Below are 14,521 nucleotides of genomic sequence, written 5' to 3' on the forward strand. Positions count from 1 at the left end.
AGGCCAAGACCGGCGGCAACCCGAACAACATCGCCGTCGGCTACTCGCTGGGCGGCACCGCAATCTCCTCGGGCAGCGAACCGGCGTTCTTCGCACCCTTCGCGGTGGCCGCGCTCACCGACCCGGGCAGCCAGGCCTGGCTCGACGCGCTGTGGACCAAGATGCTCAACACCTCCTTCACCAGCACCGACTACTACTCGACGAGCATCCAGCTCCAGACGATGATCGTTGCCAGCGGCAACTACTGGGTTCCCTGATCGCAGGCGTCGGGCCCGGTGCCGCAAGACACCGGGCCCGCGCGAGGGGACGCGAGGGGACGCGAGGGGACCTGCCAGCGTCCGCCGGCCCTGGCGGTGGTGGAATTCGCCAACCTGACGCGCATATTGCCGATGGGTATGGAAATGACGGGCGGGTGCCCGGTCCACGTCCAAACCGCGTGGCGCCGCAACAGCCCACCCTCGAGGGTAGGCGGTAGGCCCGGATCGAGAAGGTGAGGTCGGCCGGAGCCGGAACGAGCTAGCGTCTGACCTGCTTGCTTTTGAAGGGATTCACCATGTCGTCAATTGCAGCCCTGGTCGCCATTTTCCTGCTGCTGCTCATCCTCGTCGGTGCCGCGGCGGTGGCGCTCGGCCGATTCCGCCGTCCGCGGCGGCGGCGGCAGTCCCGCGGCGTCAACATGAGAGGCGCGAACACGATGCCGGACGACAGCTCCATCGATCCGGCGATGGCTAGTGCGGCACCACCGCCCTTCCAACCACCACCACCCACGGATGCCGACTATGCAGGCGCTCAGGTCTATGCGGCACAGGGCGCCGACCCCCGCATGACGGACGGCTCGGACGCGCAGCAGGCAACCCACCGGCCACGGGCAGCCGATGCGGCGCGATCGCAGTTTGCGGTCGCGCAGCCTCCGGGACTCTGGGATATGGCGCAGGCCCAGGATCTCCGGCGGCGCTGGCACGAGGTGGAGAGCGGGTTCGTCGCGGACCCGCCGGGCAGTGTCACCGAAGCTCGGCAACTGCTGGACGAGGCGGTGAAGGCCCTCGCAGACAACGTCTACAGCCGCGAGGAGCAGCTCGAACGCGGCGGCGCACAGGCGTCGGACAGTATCGCGGGCATGCGCGACACCGTGCTGCAGTACCACGACGTGTTCGATCGGCTGTTGTCCGTCTGAGTCGCCGGCCGCCTCCCTGCTGTCCGCGCTGAGCGCGGTCGCGTTCGTGGGGCCGGGTGCGGCCGATCTTCAGTTCTGGAGGCGTGGCGGCGATCCGGACCATGCCTGCGGGGTGAGCTCAGTCGCTGGACGTCGCCGAACGGTGGAAAACGAGGACGTGTCGGTGATGCGAGGCATCGTGAGGGGTAGGCGATGGCGACGACGCACTGGTACCAGCGCGGTGCCCGGAAGGATCGGTCTTCGGTATTCGCCGAGGACTATCTGCAGGTGTTGATGCTCGGCCTCGTCACGGCGCTGTTCGGCCTGGCGGTGCTCGTCTGGCCCGGCCAGACCCTGCGCCTGCTCGGTATCGTGACCGGGATCTGGCTCATCGCGCTCGGCGTGATGCGGGCGGTGACGGCGTTGCGGTCGGACACCAGTTCCTCGCGGCGGATGCTGGCCGGTGTCATGGCGGTGGTGCTGCTGGCGGCCGGGATCACCTGTGTTCGCAACTCGGACGGCGGGGTGGTGGTACTGGCCACGCTGCTCGGTCTGGCGTGGCTGCTGAGCGGCTTCGCGATGCTGCTCGTCGCCATGCCGGCGAAGGAGTCGACGCGGGCCTGGCTGAGTGTGCTCGGTGTCGCCTCGGTGCTGGTCGGTGTCGCGTTCATGCTCTGGCCCGGGCCGTCGTTGACCGCGCTGGTGCTGATCAGCGGCATCGGTGCGGTCGTGATCGGCGCCGGCGAGGTCGCCCTCGCACTGCGGCTGCGGACGGTCGAGTCGGGCCTGCCCCGGGAGGCGGACGCTCACCCGCGGTGATGAAAACCGCGCAGCCCGACCTGGCCGAGGTTACGGTCCTGTACGGCTTTCCGACAGGGATCCACGACAGGCTGATGTCTCGTCGCAGCCCCTGCCGCGCGGGCAACCGCGCGCCACGGGCTACTTCGCCTCTCGCTGTCGTGCCATGCGCAATACACGGTCGCCAGGCCGTCAGTCCAGGCCGAGCGCCCGGCCGTGCGCACCGCCGGAGAGCTCAGCCTCGACCCGGCCCGGCAGGCCGTGACCCGCGGGCCGGGTGGGTGTGCAGGTGGACCCGGCTCCACGCCGTGTTGAGGTAGCCGAGCGGGTTCCACAGTGGTTCGGGGCGTTCGGGCTGGGTGGTGGCGGCGTCGTCCCAGGCGCGGGCGGCGATCTCCGCGGGGCCGGGGGGCAGGTCGACGGTGGTGTGCCACAGCGTCCAGGCCCAGGGGCCGGGTGCGGGGTCGGTGACAGCCTGCTGCCAGGTGCGGCCGGCGTCGGCGGACACGTCGACGCGGGCGATGCGGCGGTGCTCGCCGGGGATGGCGTAACCGGACACGGTGTGGGTGCCGGCGGTGAGCGCGGTGCCGTCGGCGGGGGTGAGGATGGCGGCGTTGAGGGCGGCGGCGCCGAGGCTCAGCCCGTCGCCGGGTGGGGTGGTGCCGGGGTCGGCGTCGGGGGGCAGGAGCCGGTAGTCGGCGGTCTGGAAGTGGTTGCCGGACGGCTGCTGCTGGGCGGTGATGCGGTGGACCCACTTGATGCTGCGGGCGCCGATGTAGCCGGGGACGACGACGCGGACCGGGCCGCCGTGGACGGCGGGGAGCGGGTCGTCGTTCATCTGCCAGGCGAGCAGGACCTCGCCGGCGGTCGCCTTGCCGGCGGGGATGGACCCGCCGAACGGGCCGGGCGGATCGAGGGTGGTGATCAGGTCGGCGGCGGTGAACGCGACGTGCCGGGCATCGGGATGCAGACCGGCGGCGTCGAGCACGTCGCGGAGCCGGGCGCCGGTCCAGCGGGCGGTGGAGATGGCGGCGGAGCGCCACGGGGTCTGGCCGGGGATGTCCCGCACGGCCATGAGTTCGGCGCGGCGGTTGCCGGCGCAGAGCAGGGTGGCGGTGACGGTGTGCTGCTCGAACCGGTTGCGCAGGTCGGTGAGGGACAGCTGCAGTGGATGGTCGACCAGGCCGTCGACGGCGAGGTGCCAGGTGGCGGGGTCGAGGACCGGGATCGCGCCGTGGTTGCGGCTGTAGAAGGTGTCGAGCGGGGTGATGGGCTGCCCGGCGACGGCGGCGGGTGCCGGTTCGGCGTTGTACGGCTCGAGGCTGTGCACGAGCATGTCGTCGCGTTTGTTCCAGGCGCCCATCCGCGCAGCGTATGCCCGCCAGGTGAGCGCCGGGTCCGGGTTGGGTCACGCCCCGGCGGTCGCCGGGGGTGATCCTGGCCGGGCGAGGGGGCGGCCGGGGGGTCAGGAGTGTGCGGCAGCGCCGATGTGGCTCAGCAGGGTCCGGACCGCGCCTGCCGGTGGGGTCCGGCCACCGGTCCAGACGGCGCGCAGGTCGCGGTGCAGCGTCAGCCCGGTCACGGCGATCCGGCGCAGCCGTCCGGCGCGCACGTCGTCGCCGACGGCGAGGAGGCTGATCACCGCCGGTCCGGCGCCGGCCAGGACGGCGGCGCGCACGGCGGCGGTGGTCGACAGTTCCAGCACGGCGGGTGCCTGCCGGACGTGGTCGCCGAGGACCGTGCGCAGCGCGGCGCTCAGCGACTCCCGGGTGCCGGATCCCGGCTCGCGGGAGACGAGCGGGGTGCCGGCCAGCTCCGCCGGGTCGATCCCGGCGGGGCGGCGGCCCCAGTGGTGCTCCGGCGCAGCGACGAGGACCAGTTCGTCGTGGGCGACGATCCGGCTGCGCAGGCCACGGGGCGGGTGCGGGCCTTCGACGAAGCCGAGGTCGGCGCGGCCGGCAGCGACCTGCTCCAGGACGTGTTCGCTGTTGGTGGCCTCGAGGACGACCTCGACCGGGACGACGCCGCGGCGCCGGGCGTCGGCGTGCAGGGTCACCAGCCAGCCCGGCAGGAGCTGCTCGGCGACCGTCAGGCTCGCGCTGACCCGGACCCGGGCGCGGGTGTCGTCGCGTAACGCCGCCAGGCCCGCGTCGACCTCGGCCGCGACGTGCAGCAGCCGGTCGGCCCACTGCGCGACCACGACCCCGGCCGGAGTGAGCTCGGTCCCCCGGGTGGTGCGGGTCGCCAGCCGGACCCCGGTCTGCGCTTCGAGGGCGACCATCCGGGCGGACACCGCCTGCTGGGTCAGGCCGACCTCGCGGGCCGCGGCGCTCAGACTGCCCGTGCGGGCCACCGCCAGCAGCACCTCCAGCGACCCGAGTTCCGGCATCCGCGCACTCAATCCCACAAGCAACCATGGTAACGAGCCACAAACCCGGGTTGTGACTCCACAACGGCAACCCGGCTACCCGCCGGCGCGAGCGGATCCGATCGTGGGGGTGTGAGGACCTCGACGCTGCCCCAACCGGCCGGTCTCCGGCCCGCCGACCCACGCCGGGACCCAGGCACCCTGGACGGGCCGGCGCACCGGCTCGCCCGGTTCGGGGTGCTGACCGACCTGGCGCACCCCCGCGACCTGCTGGCGAACCTGACCCCGAACTGGTACGCGTCGATCATGGGCACCGGCATCGTGGCCACCGCCGCCGCGTCGTTGCCCCTGCACCTGCCCGGCCTGCGCACGTTCGCCGTCGTCGTGTGGGCGTGCGCCGCGCTGCTGCTCGTCGGGCTCACCGCCGCCACGGTGGCGCACTGGCGGCGCCACCCCGCCACGGCCCGCGGCCACCACGCCGACCCGGTCATGGCGCACTTCTACGGCGCGCCGCCGATGGCGATGCTCACCGTCGGCGCCGGCACCCTCCTGCTCGGCCGGGACCTGATCGGCGTCGGCGCCGCGGTCGCCGCCGACTGGGTGCTGTGGCTCGCCGGGACCGCCGCCGGGCTCGCCACCGCCGCGTGGGTGCCGTACCTGCAGTTCACCCGCCACCACGACGTCGATGCGCGCAGCGCGTTCGGGGGCTGGCTGATGCCGGTCGTGCCGCCGATGGTGTCGGCGTCGACCGGCGCGCTGCTCGTGCCGTACACCCCGGCCGGGCAGCCCCGAACGACCCTGATCCTGCTCTGTTACGCCATGTTCGGGCTCAGCCTCATCGCCTCGCTGATCATCATCACCGTCATCTGGAACCGCCTCGCCCAGCACAGGACCGGACCCGCCCGGATGGTGCCCACCCTGTGGATCGTCCTCGGCCCGCTCGGTCAGTCGATCACCGCCGCGAACCTGCTCGGTGGTGTCGCCGACCAGGCCCTCCCCGGCCCCTACGCACACGCCCTGCAGCTGTTCGGCGTCGTGTACGGGGTGCCGGTCTGGGGCTTCGCACTGCTCTGGGCAGGCATCGCCGCCGCCGTCACCATCAAGACCGCCCGCGAACACCTGCCCTTCTCGCTGACCTGGTGGTCGTTCACCTTCCCCATCGGCACCGTCGTCACCGGCACCTCAGGACTCGCCCTGCACACCGGCGCCGCCCTGTTCCGAGTGGCCGCCGTCATCGGCTACGCCGTCCTGCTCACCGCCTGGGCCGTCGTCGCGGCCCGCACCGTCCGCGGCAGCCTCCGCGGGACGCTGTTCGCCCCGCCGGCAGCCCCGGCGGTGGCTCGGCCGGCCTCGGCCTGACGAGTCGTGAAGCCGACGACGCGGGAGCGCGTCGACTGCGGTTCTTTCCAGGTAGCGGGCCTTGGCAGGGCCGGTGGCCCTGCGTAACGTCTTGGGTCGCCTGACCCGGTTCGTGCTCACAACAGGTGGCGCCGGGACGGGCCCGCTGAGTCGTGCACGCACGAGCCGGGGACCCACCGCAAGTCTGGGGTGAATCCGCGGGCCGACGGCCCGTGGTAGGGCGACCTTCGCGCCCGAATCCGTCAGCTAACCCGGTAGGCGGACGCGTAAGGAGACATGCCTGTGCACAGCCGGCTCAACCCCCACCGCAGCAGCCCTCGCCAGCCGCGCACTCGCGCGGCCGCACGCCGATCGGTAACGGCAGGACGCTAGTGCGGATCGCTGCGATGCGGCGGGCGACCACACCGCCGCGCGTTTGCTGGACAACCGCTCGCCATCAGCGCTGACGCCATGTGTCATCACGCGCCCCGCACGCTGCGGCGTGGCGGCGTGCGCTGCCCTGAACGTGATCAGGCACCTGGCGGTGCCGCCGCGTGCCGACGGTGAACCGCGCCCTTGCCCAGCATGTTCGGGCCGTCCGCGCGCGCCGACGACCGATCGATCGCCCCGGTCGAAGCCCTGGAGAGTCGCAATGAACCTTGTACCTGTACGACGTCGGCAGGCCCGGCACTCGGCGCCCGCGCGTCATCCGAGAGCGGCCGTGATCTCCTGTGCGCTGCTTGCCGCGGCCGCCTCGGTCGGCATCGTGCTCAGTCAGCTCGGCGATCCGCCGTCCGCTCGCAGCGCCTCGGCCGGTGCAGCGCCGGCGGAGCAGTCGGTGGCCGGGCACGGTGCGGACCAGCACCTCACTGATGCGCCAGCGCAGTCGACGGTGCCGGCCCCGTCGACGAAGGTCCTCGAGTACCAGTTCCAGTTGCAGCCCAACTACTACTACTGCGGGCCGGCCGCCACCCGGATCGCGCTCACGGCGGCCGGCCATGCCGTCAGCCAGGGCCAGGCCGCTGACCTGCTGGGCACCACCACCAGCGGGACGAACTCGGCCTTCGACGTCAGCCGGGCGCTCAACAGCGTGCTCGGCAACGGCCAGACGGTGTACCGGACCAGGGAGATCCCGGCCTACCCGGCGACGTCGGCGCAGGCGGCCCAACTGCAGGCGGACGTGGTGAACACCATCGGCGGCGGGCGGGCCGTCGTCGCCAACATCGCCGGGCATCTCACCGACAACGCGGGTGTCGTCCACTCCTACGAAGGTGGGCACTACCTCACCCTCGTCGGATACCAGGACGGCGGCAAGACGGTGAAGATCGCCGATCCGGCCAACCCCAGGGGCGACGGCACCTACTGGGTGAGCATCCCCAAGCTGGCCGACTGGATCTCCCAGCGTGGTTACTCGTACTGATCGCCGGCGTGGTCGGCGGTCGGCAACCGTGCACGATCGTGGTGGCGCGACCTCGTGGGTCCAGCCATGGCGTCCAGCGTGCTGGTCGTCGTCACGATGTGGGCCGGCCAGGGTGGCCTGTACGAGCTGGGCGGCCTGACCGCCGGCGGCACATCGATCGGTCGGCTGGCCGGTCTGGTCTCGGCCGACCTTTGCTCATCCAGGTCCCGCTGATGGCCCGGGTGCCGGTATTCGAACGCCCCTACGGCCAGGACCGGGACGGTGGTCATCGCCCTACCTCGGGATCAGGCCCGCTGGCGCATGTTGCCGCTCAACCCGAGCTGCGCCGACTTGGCCCGCTCGTACTCCGACTCGGTCAGCACGCCACGCTGCCGCAGATCGGCGAGCTTGGCCAGCTCGTCCGCCGAGCTCGGGGCGCTCGGGGCGCCGGCGGCCTCGCGCACATACTGCCGCATCTGCGCCTCCTGCTGCCGGGCCCGCGCGGCGGTCCGCTCGTTCATCGACCGGCCCCGCGCAATTATGTACGTCAACGCCCCGATCCACGGCAGGACGATGAGGAAGACTGTCCAGGCGGCCTTCGCCCAGCCCGAGGTCGAGGGATCCCGGAACAGATCCGTCAGGATCACGACCATCAACCAGATCCAGGCGAACAACAACATGAACCACACGGTTGCCAGCAGAATCTCGCCGAACGACATGGTTATCGCCTACCTTCCGACCCTTTCAGGGTCGTACACCCCATGCACATGCCCATCCCCCGCCCCGGGTGAGTCGCTACCGAACAACGTCGATGTCACGGGCGCGCGGGTTTGGCGATCCGCTGTGCGGCGGAACCGGGCCGTGAGCCGTCGCCGCCGTGAGCGTTCAGTCCAGCGTGGTGAGGAAGGCAGCGACCGCGAATCCCAGCGCCGTCAGCAGCGCGATCCGGCGACCGCCCCGGCTGAAGGCCTCAGGCATCATCGAGTCGGCGAGCATCGTCAGCACAGAGCCGGCGGCGAGCGCCTGCACGTAGCGTCCGTCCACGTTGGAAAGGTGCGACGCGAGGGCGTAGCCGAGGGCGCCGGCCAGCCCTGAGCAGACGACGATGGCCGCCCAGAGTCGACAGATCCAGGCGGCGGAGTGGGTCCTGCGCAGGTCAGCGGTCGCCGAGAGGCTCTCGGGTACGTTCGATACGAGCACGGCCACGAGGAAGCCGATGCTGACGGTCCCACCGACGGCCACGCCAACACCGAGAACGATGGACTCCGGGACACCGTCGAGCAGTGCTCCGAGGGCGATCGACTGGCCCGCTCCGGCCCCGGTCGCCGATCGACGTTCCAACACGCTGTGCAGACCGTAGAAGACCAGGGCGCCGATGCCGAAGTTGACCCAGACCAGCCAGTCGGCGACGCGGCCAGTGGGTATGAGCTCATAGGCCAGCGCGGCCACCAGCGCCCCGGCGCCGAAACCCATGACGTCGCCCACGACCGTTGGCGGCACCCTGACCATCAGTGCGAAAACGGCCCCGATCAGCAACGGCGCGGCGGCGAGCATTGCCCACGCCCCAGCCCCGATCATGAGCTGAGCCTAATGCCGCAATTGGACCGTCCCGACCTCAAAGGCGCGACCTATGACGGGCGTTCATGCGGGTGATCAGCCACACCCCTGCAGCGCCTGAACGACCCTTCTGGACATCCCTGCCGCGATCGGCGGACGAGAGGACCGTCGACGGCGTGAGGGCACCACACCCGTCACGGCCGTCGGCGGTCCGCCGTTCACCCGGTTACCGATACACGCCGTTCGCTCATCACGCGGGTGTCAGATGCAGGACCTGGATGGCGTCGCGCAGGCGCTGCTCCGCCTCCATGCTCAGCGAACTGCGGAGCAGCTTGCCACCGAACTGGTACGGCGCCATCTCCGCCACGACCTTGTCGACGGTAACCTGGTCGACGAGCAGGAACAGTGCCGCGGAGCCGGGCTGCATCGCCGCGCCGACATCTTTCATGAACTTGTCGTCGACCCCGACGTCGGTGGCCTTTCCAGCGATCGCGCCGGCGCCCGCACCGACTGCCATGCCGAGGAAGGGCGCGAAGAACAGCAGTCCGATGAGGCCACCCCACAAGGCCCCACCGGCGGCTCCGACAGCGGTCGCGCTGGCCCCCTGATGCAGCCGGATCTTGCCGTCGGGACCAACGTCCACCACAGCGGCGTCGCGCACGGTGATGAGTCCCTGCCGCTGCAGGTCGATGATCTTCTCCCTGGCGGCGTTTGCCGTGGTCAGGTCGCGGTATCCGATTGCTATCAGATCGCTCATGATGCGTCCTCTCAGATTGCCGGTTGCATCGGCCCCGTCCTTCGGTACCGATGCAACGGTCATCACTTCGTCGCCGAACCGCCTCGCTCGGGAGGAGTGACGATCGTTGTATCGGGTGTCCCGCCGGCCACCCGCGCCGGCGTCGCCTGCGTTCTCCGCTCCTCGTCCACGGGTCGGTGCTCGATGTTGATATCGAAGAGCATCGCGTCACTTGCTCCGTGCGACGGGGAGATCCGGTGACCGCGCATCATTACGGCAAGGAGTTCACCGCCGTCGCCGGGCCGCCGGTGTCCTTCTCGGGTGACTACCACACCCACGACGCTGCGCCCGGCCCCGCGCCGTCTGACACCGCGTGAACCGGTCTGCCCGCACTGCGGACCGGTGACGTGGTGGCGCTCGACGCGGCGACGGATCGGACAGCCGGGCGTGACGCTGGGGCGACGGGGTAGGTGGTCGCCGTGGTCGCGTGGTTGGATCGTTACCAGCGCCGGCACGCCTGGCTGGGATTCCCGCTGGCAGTGGTCTACAAGTTCGTCGACGACCGTGGTCCGTATCTCGCGGCGATGGTGACCTATTACGGCTTCATCTCGCTGTTCCCGCTGACATTGCTGTTCCTCACTGCGCTGGGCTTCTTCCTGGAGGCCAACCCTGCCCTGCACCAGCAACTGGTGCAGACGGCGGTGGGGGATCTGCCGGTCATCGGGCCGGAGTTGGAGCGCAACGTCAGCGGGTTGCGCGGCAGCGGCACGCGTCTGGTGCTCAGCATCCTCGGCGCCCTGTACGGCGGACTGGGCGCGATGCAGGCCGCGCAGGCCGGGTTCAATCACATCTACGGCATCTCGCGCAACGAACAGCCCAATCCGATCCGGTCCCGGCTGCGCAGCCTCGGGCTGCTGCTGATGCTCGGCGGCGCGGTGCTGCTGTCGGCGGCGGCGACGACGTTCCTGGCCTTCGCCCACGAGCTCACCGGCCGGTCCGGGCCGGGACTGCAGCTCTTCGGCTACCTGTTGACATTCGTGATCAATGCCGGCCTGTTCACCGCGGCGATGCAGCTGCTGACCGCCCATAAGCTGCGGGTGCGCCAGGTCATCGCCGGCGGGTTGATCGCCGCGACCTTCTGGATGGCATTGCAGACCATCGGCACTCGATACCTCGCCGCCCGGCTCAGCCACGCGAGCGCGCTCTACGGCACGTTCGGACTCGTACTCGCCGCTCTCGCCTGGATATATCTGCAAGCGCTCGTGGTGATGCTCTGCGCCGAAATCAACATGATCGCGAACCACCGCCTGTGGCCCCGGGCACTGCTCACCCCGTTCACCGACGACGTCGAACTGACCAAGGCCGACCGGCGGATCTACACGACGTTCGCGACCGCGCAGCGATTCAAGGGCTTCGAGACGGTGCGGGTCGACTTCGGCCGGCCGTCGCAGCGATAGGCGTCGGCGCGACCGGCGGATTGCCGCCGCCCAGCCGGTCGGATTGCGGCGTGGGTTGCAGTAACCATCGCCCCGCGGTAGCGCCGCACAATCGGGGAAGCCTCGCCGGGTCATGCGCGAGGTGATGACGGCGTACCCGCGCTTTCCGGAACTTTTCGCCCCCATCTGATGACCTGGGTCGTCGGCGCGCGGACGGCTGCGCCTCCGGCCGTTCGGGTGCCCGACACGACCAGGGAGACAGGACAACGGAAAGGGGACCGACTATGCGGATCACCAAGGTTGCCGGACTGACCGTCGCGGGTGCCGCGGTGGTGGGCGCACTTGTCATCGGCGGGGTCGCGTTTGCCGACACCGCGCAGGACGGGGGCAGCGGCGAGGTGGTGCTGCGTATCGAGTCGACCGAAGGAAGCCGGTGGGACGTCGCGCCCCAGTTCGACTGCCCGGAGCAGGACGCGCAGCCTGAGGCTTCCGCGGCGGGGTCGAACCTGTAACGACAGTCGGCATCGGTCGCTCAACCCGGGCGGGCTCGTCGCCCGCGCCACAGCCATCCGCAGACGACCCCATGGCCTCAGGCGAGGCCGTGGGGTCGCCTGTCTTCCGGGCACCGGAATTGCTTCTTCGGTCTGCTTTCGGTGCGACTTGATCTGATCGGTACCGCAGCGGGCGCTCGATGCGACCCCCGAGCTCGGGCGTCCGCTTGCGCATCGCCACGAGATCGCCGAAGGGGAACCCATGACGGACATCCACACCGACACCGGCGTACGGCTGCTGGAGCAGACAAGGTTCGAGGTCAAGAAGGTCATCGTCGGCCAGGACCGGCTCGTCGAACGGCTCATGACCGCACTGCTCGCCGGTGGGCACTGCCTGTTGGAGGGGGTGCCCGGTGTCGCCAAGACCCTCGCCGCGGAGACCTTGGCCGTCGCGGTCGGCGGGACCTTCCACCGCATCCAGTTCACTCCCGATCTGGTGCCGTCCGACATCCTCGGTACCCGGATCTACCGCGCGTCGCAGGAGCGCTTCGACGTCGAGCTCGGGCCGGTGATGGCGAATCTCGTGCTCGCCGACGAGATCAACCGGGCGCCGGCGAAGGTGCAGAGTGCGCTGCTGGAGGTCATGGCCGAGGGGCAGGTGTCCATCGGCGGGCGCACGTACCCGGTCCCACGCCCGTTCCTGGTCCTGGCCACGCAGAACCCGATCGAGAGCGAGGGCGTCTACCAGTTGCCGGAGGCGCAGCGTGACCGCTTCCTCATGCGGGTCGTCGTCGGCTACCCCAGCGATCAGGACGAGCTCGGCATCCTGTACCGGATGGGCGGCATCCGGCCGGTCGCGCGACCCGTCCTGGATCCGGCGGCGCTGGTCGGGTTGCAGGCCCGCGCACGCGAGGTGTTCGTCCACCATGCGCTGGCCGAGTACGTCGTCCGTGTGGTGCTGGCCACCCGCGACCCGGCCCGCTTCGGCGTTCCCGAGGTGGCCGGGCAGCTCGCGTACGGGGCCAGCCCACGCGCGACGCTCGGCCTGGTTTCGGCCGGGCGTGCCCTCGCGCTGCTGCGGGGCCGCGACTACGTGCTGCCCGGTGATCTGCGGGACGTCGCCCCGGATGTGCTCGCGCACCGGCTGGTGCTCTCGTTCGACGCCGTCGCCGACGGCGTGGCACCCGAGTCGATCGTCGACCGGCTGCTGGACGCAGTGCCGCTGCCCGTGATCGCCCCTGCCCAGGAGGCAACCGGGCACGGCCTCGGGATCGCGGCGTGAACCAGGGCACCCAGAGCACCCAGGGCACCCGGCTTGACGAGCGGGCCCTCGACCGGCGGCTGCGGCGGCTGGAGCTCCTCGTCACCCGCCGGCTCGACGGGCTGCTGCACGGCTCGTACCTGGGCCTGCTCCCGGGCGTCGGCAGCGAACCGGCCGGCAGCCGCGAGTATCGGCCGGGCGAGGACGAGGTCCGCCGGATGGACTGGTCGGTGACAGCCCGTACGACCGTGCCGCACGTGCGCACCGTCGACGCCGACCGGGAGCTGGCCACGTGGTTGCTGGTCGACGGCACGGCCAGCATGGATTTCGGTACGGCCGCGGTTGAGAAGCGGGAGCTGGCCGTCGCCGCGGTCGCCGCGGTCGGCTTCCTCACCGTCGGCGTCGGCAACCGGTTGGGAGCGCATCTGCTGACCGGGGTGGGCGTCCGCCGCTTCCCGGCGTTGACGGGCCGGACCCACCTGCTCGGAATGCTCCGCACACTGCTCGCGGTGCCCCGCGGTCGGCCTGGTCCGGGTGTGGTACCGCTGGCCGAGGCGGTCGACGGCGTGCACCGGGCCGCCGTGCGCCGCGGCCTGGTCGTCGTGGTGTCCGACTTCCTCGACGGTCTCGACGCGGACGGGCTCGGTCCGTCCGCGCCGGCGTGGCAGCAGCCGCTGCGGCGGCTCGCCGCCCGTCATCAGGTCCTCGCCGTGCAGGTGACCGACCCGCGGGAGCGGGATCTCCCCGACGTCGGGCTGCTGACGGTGGTCGACCCGGAGAGCGGACGCCGGCGGGAGGTGCCGACCGCGAGCCGGCGGCTCCGCGAGCGGTACGCGGCCGCCGCCCGGCAGCAGCAGGCGGCCATCGCCGCGGCGATCGCCGCAACCGGCGCCGCACACCTTGCCCTCGGCACCGACCGGGACTGGGTTGCCGACATCGTGCGCCACGTGCAGGTGCAGCGCCGTCTCAGCCGGGCGGCCCGCCGGCCCACCACGTCTGGAGGTACGACGGAATGACCTGGCTCTCCCCGCAGCGGTTGTGGCTGCTGCTCGCGGTCGCGGCACTGGCCGTCGTGTACGTGTTCGTGCAGCGGCGCCGCAGCCGGTACGCGGTGCGGTTCACCAACCTGTCGCTGCTGGACCGGGTCGCGCCGCGCCGGCCCGGCTGGCGCCGGCATGTCCCCGCGGCGCTGTTCCTGGTCATGCTGGCGCTGCTCGTGGTCGGTTTCGCCCGGCCGCAGGCCGAGGTGCAGGTGCCCCGCGAACGGGCGACCGTGCTGGTGGCGGTGGACGTGTCGCGGTCGATGCTGGCCACCGACGTCGCTCCCGACCGGCTCACCGCCGCGAAGGCGGCCGCCCGCACGTTCGTCGCCGAGCTGCCCGAGCAGTACAACGTCGGTCTCGTCGGGTTCGCCGGCACCGCATCGGTGTTCGTCCCGCCCGGCACCGACCGGTCGGCGGTGGAGGCCGGCATCGACCGCCTCGCCGAGGGCACTGCCGGACGCTCCGGCACGGCCATCGGCGATGCCATCGCCGCCTCGCTGGACCAGATCCGGTCCCTGCCGGCCGAGGACGGCGAGGACGCGCCGCCGGCGCGGGTCGTGGTGCTCTCCGACGGTGCGAACACCGCCGGCCGGGACCCGGCCGACGCGGCGGCCCTCGCCGCCGAGTTGGGCGTGCCGATCGACGCCATCGCCTTCGGTACCGCGGGCGGCACGATCACCAGCGATTCCGGCGGCGGTCAGCCGGTGCCCGTCGACGGCCAGACCTTGCAGGCGGTCGCGGACGCCACCGGCGGCGCCTACTTCGCGGCCGGCAACGCCGACGAGCTGCGGGCGGCGTACGCCGACATCGGCAGCATGGTCGGCTTCGAGACCGAGGTACAGGACGTCTCGGCCCGGTTCATCGGGATCGGCCTGGTCCTGGCCGTCCTCGCCGCCGCCGCGTCGCTGTTCTGGTTCGCCCGCCTTCCGTGAAAGGGCACG

Annotated in this window: 15 protein-coding genes, 2 pseudogenes and 1 riboswitch; of the genes and pseudogenes, 12 read left to right on the top strand and 5 right to left on the bottom strand. The window is 71.5% G+C overall.

Annotated features, from left to right (window positions below):
• From ABZS66_RS16590 to ABZS66_RS16600, 3 genes and pseudogenes are all read left to right on the top strand, one after another.
• Positions 1-257: pseudogene (locus tag ABZS66_RS16590) on the top strand (hypothetical protein); the annotation flags it as partial.
• Positions 258-553: 296 nt separating this feature from the next.
• Positions 554-1,174 (top strand): hypothetical protein, encoded by a 621-nt coding sequence (locus tag ABZS66_RS16595; RefSeq protein ID WP_354758355.1) that lies wholly within the window; start codon positions 554-556, stop codon positions 1,172-1,174.
• Between the two features lie 192 nt (positions 1,175-1,366).
• Entirely contained in the window at positions 1,367-1,972 is a 606-nt protein-coding gene (locus ABZS66_RS16600) for a DUF308 domain-containing protein (protein WP_354758357.1), read from the top strand.
• Positions 1,973-2,186: 214 nt separating this feature from the next.
• Here ABZS66_RS16600 and ABZS66_RS16605 read toward each other — a convergent pair whose 3' ends face one another.
• Both ABZS66_RS16605 and ABZS66_RS16610 read right to left on the bottom strand, forming a co-directional pair.
• Positions 2,187-3,314 (bottom strand): sulfite oxidase, encoded by a 1,128-nt coding sequence (locus ABZS66_RS16605; protein ID WP_354758358.1) that lies wholly within the window; start codon positions 3,312-3,314, stop codon positions 2,187-2,189.
• A gap of 102 nt (positions 3,315-3,416) precedes the next feature.
• Positions 3,417-4,340, bottom strand: a complete 924-nt coding sequence (locus ABZS66_RS16610; RefSeq protein WP_354758359.1) for a LysR family transcriptional regulator — start codon at positions 4,338-4,340, stop codon at positions 3,417-3,419.
• A 111-nt stretch (positions 4,341-4,451) separates the two neighbouring features.
• On the opposite strand from ABZS66_RS16610, the gene ABZS66_RS16615 reads away from it, so the two are divergent.
• The 3 genes from ABZS66_RS16615 to ABZS66_RS16625 all read left to right on the top strand — a co-directional run bounded on the left by ABZS66_RS16615 (position 4,452) and on the right by ABZS66_RS16625 (position 7,290).
• The gene (locus tag ABZS66_RS16615) at positions 4,452-5,678 is read left to right on the top strand and encodes a TDT family transporter (protein ID WP_354758360.1); all 1,227 of its coding nucleotides are present in this window, start codon (positions 4,452-4,454) and stop codon (positions 5,676-5,678) included.
• A 133-nt stretch (positions 5,679-5,811) separates the two neighbouring features.
• Positions 5,812-5,954, top strand: a riboswitch (cyclic di-AMP (ydaO/yuaA leader).
• 424 nt (positions 5,955-6,378) lie between these two features.
• On the top strand, positions 6,379-7,077 hold the full coding sequence (locus ABZS66_RS16620; RefSeq protein WP_354758361.1) for a C39 family peptidase: 699 nt from the start codon (positions 6,379-6,381) through the stop codon (positions 7,075-7,077).
• A gap of 66 nt (positions 7,078-7,143) precedes the next feature.
• Positions 7,144-7,290: a hypothetical protein gene (locus ABZS66_RS16625; RefSeq protein ID WP_354758362.1), complete on the top strand. Its 147-nt coding sequence runs from the start codon at positions 7,144-7,146 to the stop codon at positions 7,288-7,290.
• A gap of 71 nt (positions 7,291-7,361) precedes the next feature.
• Here ABZS66_RS16625 and ABZS66_RS16630 read toward each other — a convergent pair whose 3' ends face one another.
• The 3 genes from ABZS66_RS16630 to ABZS66_RS16640 all read right to left on the bottom strand — a co-directional run bounded on the left by ABZS66_RS16630 (position 7,362) and on the right by ABZS66_RS16640 (position 9,370).
• Positions 7,362-7,775, bottom strand: coding sequence for an SHOCT domain-containing protein (locus ABZS66_RS16630; protein ID WP_354758363.1), 414 nt, complete (start codon positions 7,773-7,775; stop codon positions 7,362-7,364).
• Between the two features lie 166 nt (positions 7,776-7,941).
• Positions 7,942-8,634 (bottom strand): hypothetical protein, encoded by a 693-nt coding sequence (locus ABZS66_RS16635; protein WP_354758364.1) that lies wholly within the window; start codon positions 8,632-8,634, stop codon positions 7,942-7,944.
• Positions 8,635-8,863: 229 nt separating this feature from the next.
• On the bottom strand, positions 8,864-9,370 hold the full coding sequence (locus tag ABZS66_RS16640; protein ID WP_354758366.1) for a DUF1269 domain-containing protein: 507 nt from the start codon (positions 9,368-9,370) through the stop codon (positions 8,864-8,866).
• 50 nt (positions 9,371-9,420) lie between these two features.
• Here ABZS66_RS16640 and ABZS66_RS16645 point away from each other — a divergent pair, with 50 nt between their 5' ends.
• From ABZS66_RS16645 to ABZS66_RS16670, 6 genes and pseudogenes are all read left to right on the top strand, one after another.
• Positions 9,421-9,726 (top strand): glycosyl hydrolase family 65 protein, encoded by a 306-nt coding sequence (locus tag ABZS66_RS16645; RefSeq protein ID WP_354758368.1) that lies wholly within the window; start codon positions 9,421-9,423, stop codon positions 9,724-9,726.
• Positions 9,727-9,828: 102 nt separating this feature from the next.
• Entirely contained in the window at positions 9,829-10,806 is a 978-nt protein-coding gene (locus tag ABZS66_RS16650) for a YhjD/YihY/BrkB family envelope integrity protein (RefSeq protein WP_354758370.1), read from the top strand.
• Between the two features lie 263 nt (positions 10,807-11,069).
• Entirely contained in the window at positions 11,070-11,297 is a 228-nt protein-coding gene (locus tag ABZS66_RS16655) for a hypothetical protein (RefSeq protein WP_354758372.1), read from the top strand.
• Positions 11,298-11,574: 277 nt separating this feature from the next.
• Positions 11,575-12,558: pseudogene (locus ABZS66_RS16660) on the top strand (MoxR family ATPase); the annotation flags it as partial.
• Positions 12,555-13,553, top strand: coding sequence for a DUF58 domain-containing protein (locus tag ABZS66_RS16665; RefSeq protein ID WP_354758373.1), 999 nt, complete (start codon positions 12,555-12,557; stop codon positions 13,551-13,553). The pseudogene ABZS66_RS16660 and the gene ABZS66_RS16665, both read left to right, overlap by 4 nt.
• A complete protein-coding gene (locus tag ABZS66_RS16670; protein ID WP_354758375.1) occupies positions 13,550-14,512 on the top strand; it encodes a VWA domain-containing protein in 963 nt (320 codons plus the stop codon). The genes ABZS66_RS16665 and ABZS66_RS16670 overlap by 4 nt, the downstream gene beginning before the upstream one ends.
• Positions 14,513-14,521: the final 9 nt, after the last annotated feature.

This window comes from Dactylosporangium sp. NPDC005572, from assembly GCF_040605515.1.
GTDB lineage: Bacteria > Actinomycetota > Actinomycetes > Mycobacteriales > Micromonosporaceae > Dactylosporangium.

Coding starts and splice junctions, on each gene's coding strand:
- ABZS66_RS16595 (WP_354758355.1), top strand. CDS start 554: ATGTCGTCAATTGCAGCCCTGGTCGCCATTTTCCTGCTGCTGCTCATC.
- ABZS66_RS16600 (WP_354758357.1), top strand. CDS start 1,367: ATGGCGACGACGCACTGGTACCAGCGCGGTGCCCGGAAGGATCGGTCT.
- ABZS66_RS16605 (WP_354758358.1), bottom strand. CDS start 3,314: ATGGGCGCCTGGAACAAACGCGACGACATGCTCGTGCACAGCCTCGAG.
- ABZS66_RS16610 (WP_354758359.1), bottom strand. CDS start 4,340: ATGCCGGAACTCGGGTCGCTGGAGGTGCTGCTGGCGGTGGCCCGCACG.
- ABZS66_RS16625 (WP_354758362.1), top strand. CDS start 7,144: ATGGCGTCCAGCGTGCTGGTCGTCGTCACGATGTGGGCCGGCCAGGGT.
- ABZS66_RS16630 (WP_354758363.1), bottom strand. CDS start 7,775: ATGTCGTTCGGCGAGATTCTGCTGGCAACCGTGTGGTTCATGTTGTTG.
- ABZS66_RS16635 (WP_354758364.1), bottom strand. CDS start 8,634: ATGATCGGGGCTGGGGCGTGGGCAATGCTCGCCGCCGCGCCGTTGCTG.
- ABZS66_RS16640 (WP_354758366.1), bottom strand. CDS start 9,370: ATGAGCGATCTGATAGCAATCGGATACCGCGACCTGACCACGGCAAAC.
- ABZS66_RS16645 (WP_354758368.1), top strand. CDS start 9,421: ATGCAACGGTCATCACTTCGTCGCCGAACCGCCTCGCTCGGGAGGAGT.
- ABZS66_RS16655 (WP_354758372.1), top strand. CDS start 11,070: ATGCGGATCACCAAGGTTGCCGGACTGACCGTCGCGGGTGCCGCGGTG.
- ABZS66_RS16670 (WP_354758375.1), top strand. CDS start 13,550: ATGACCTGGCTCTCCCCGCAGCGGTTGTGGCTGCTGCTCGCGGTCGCG.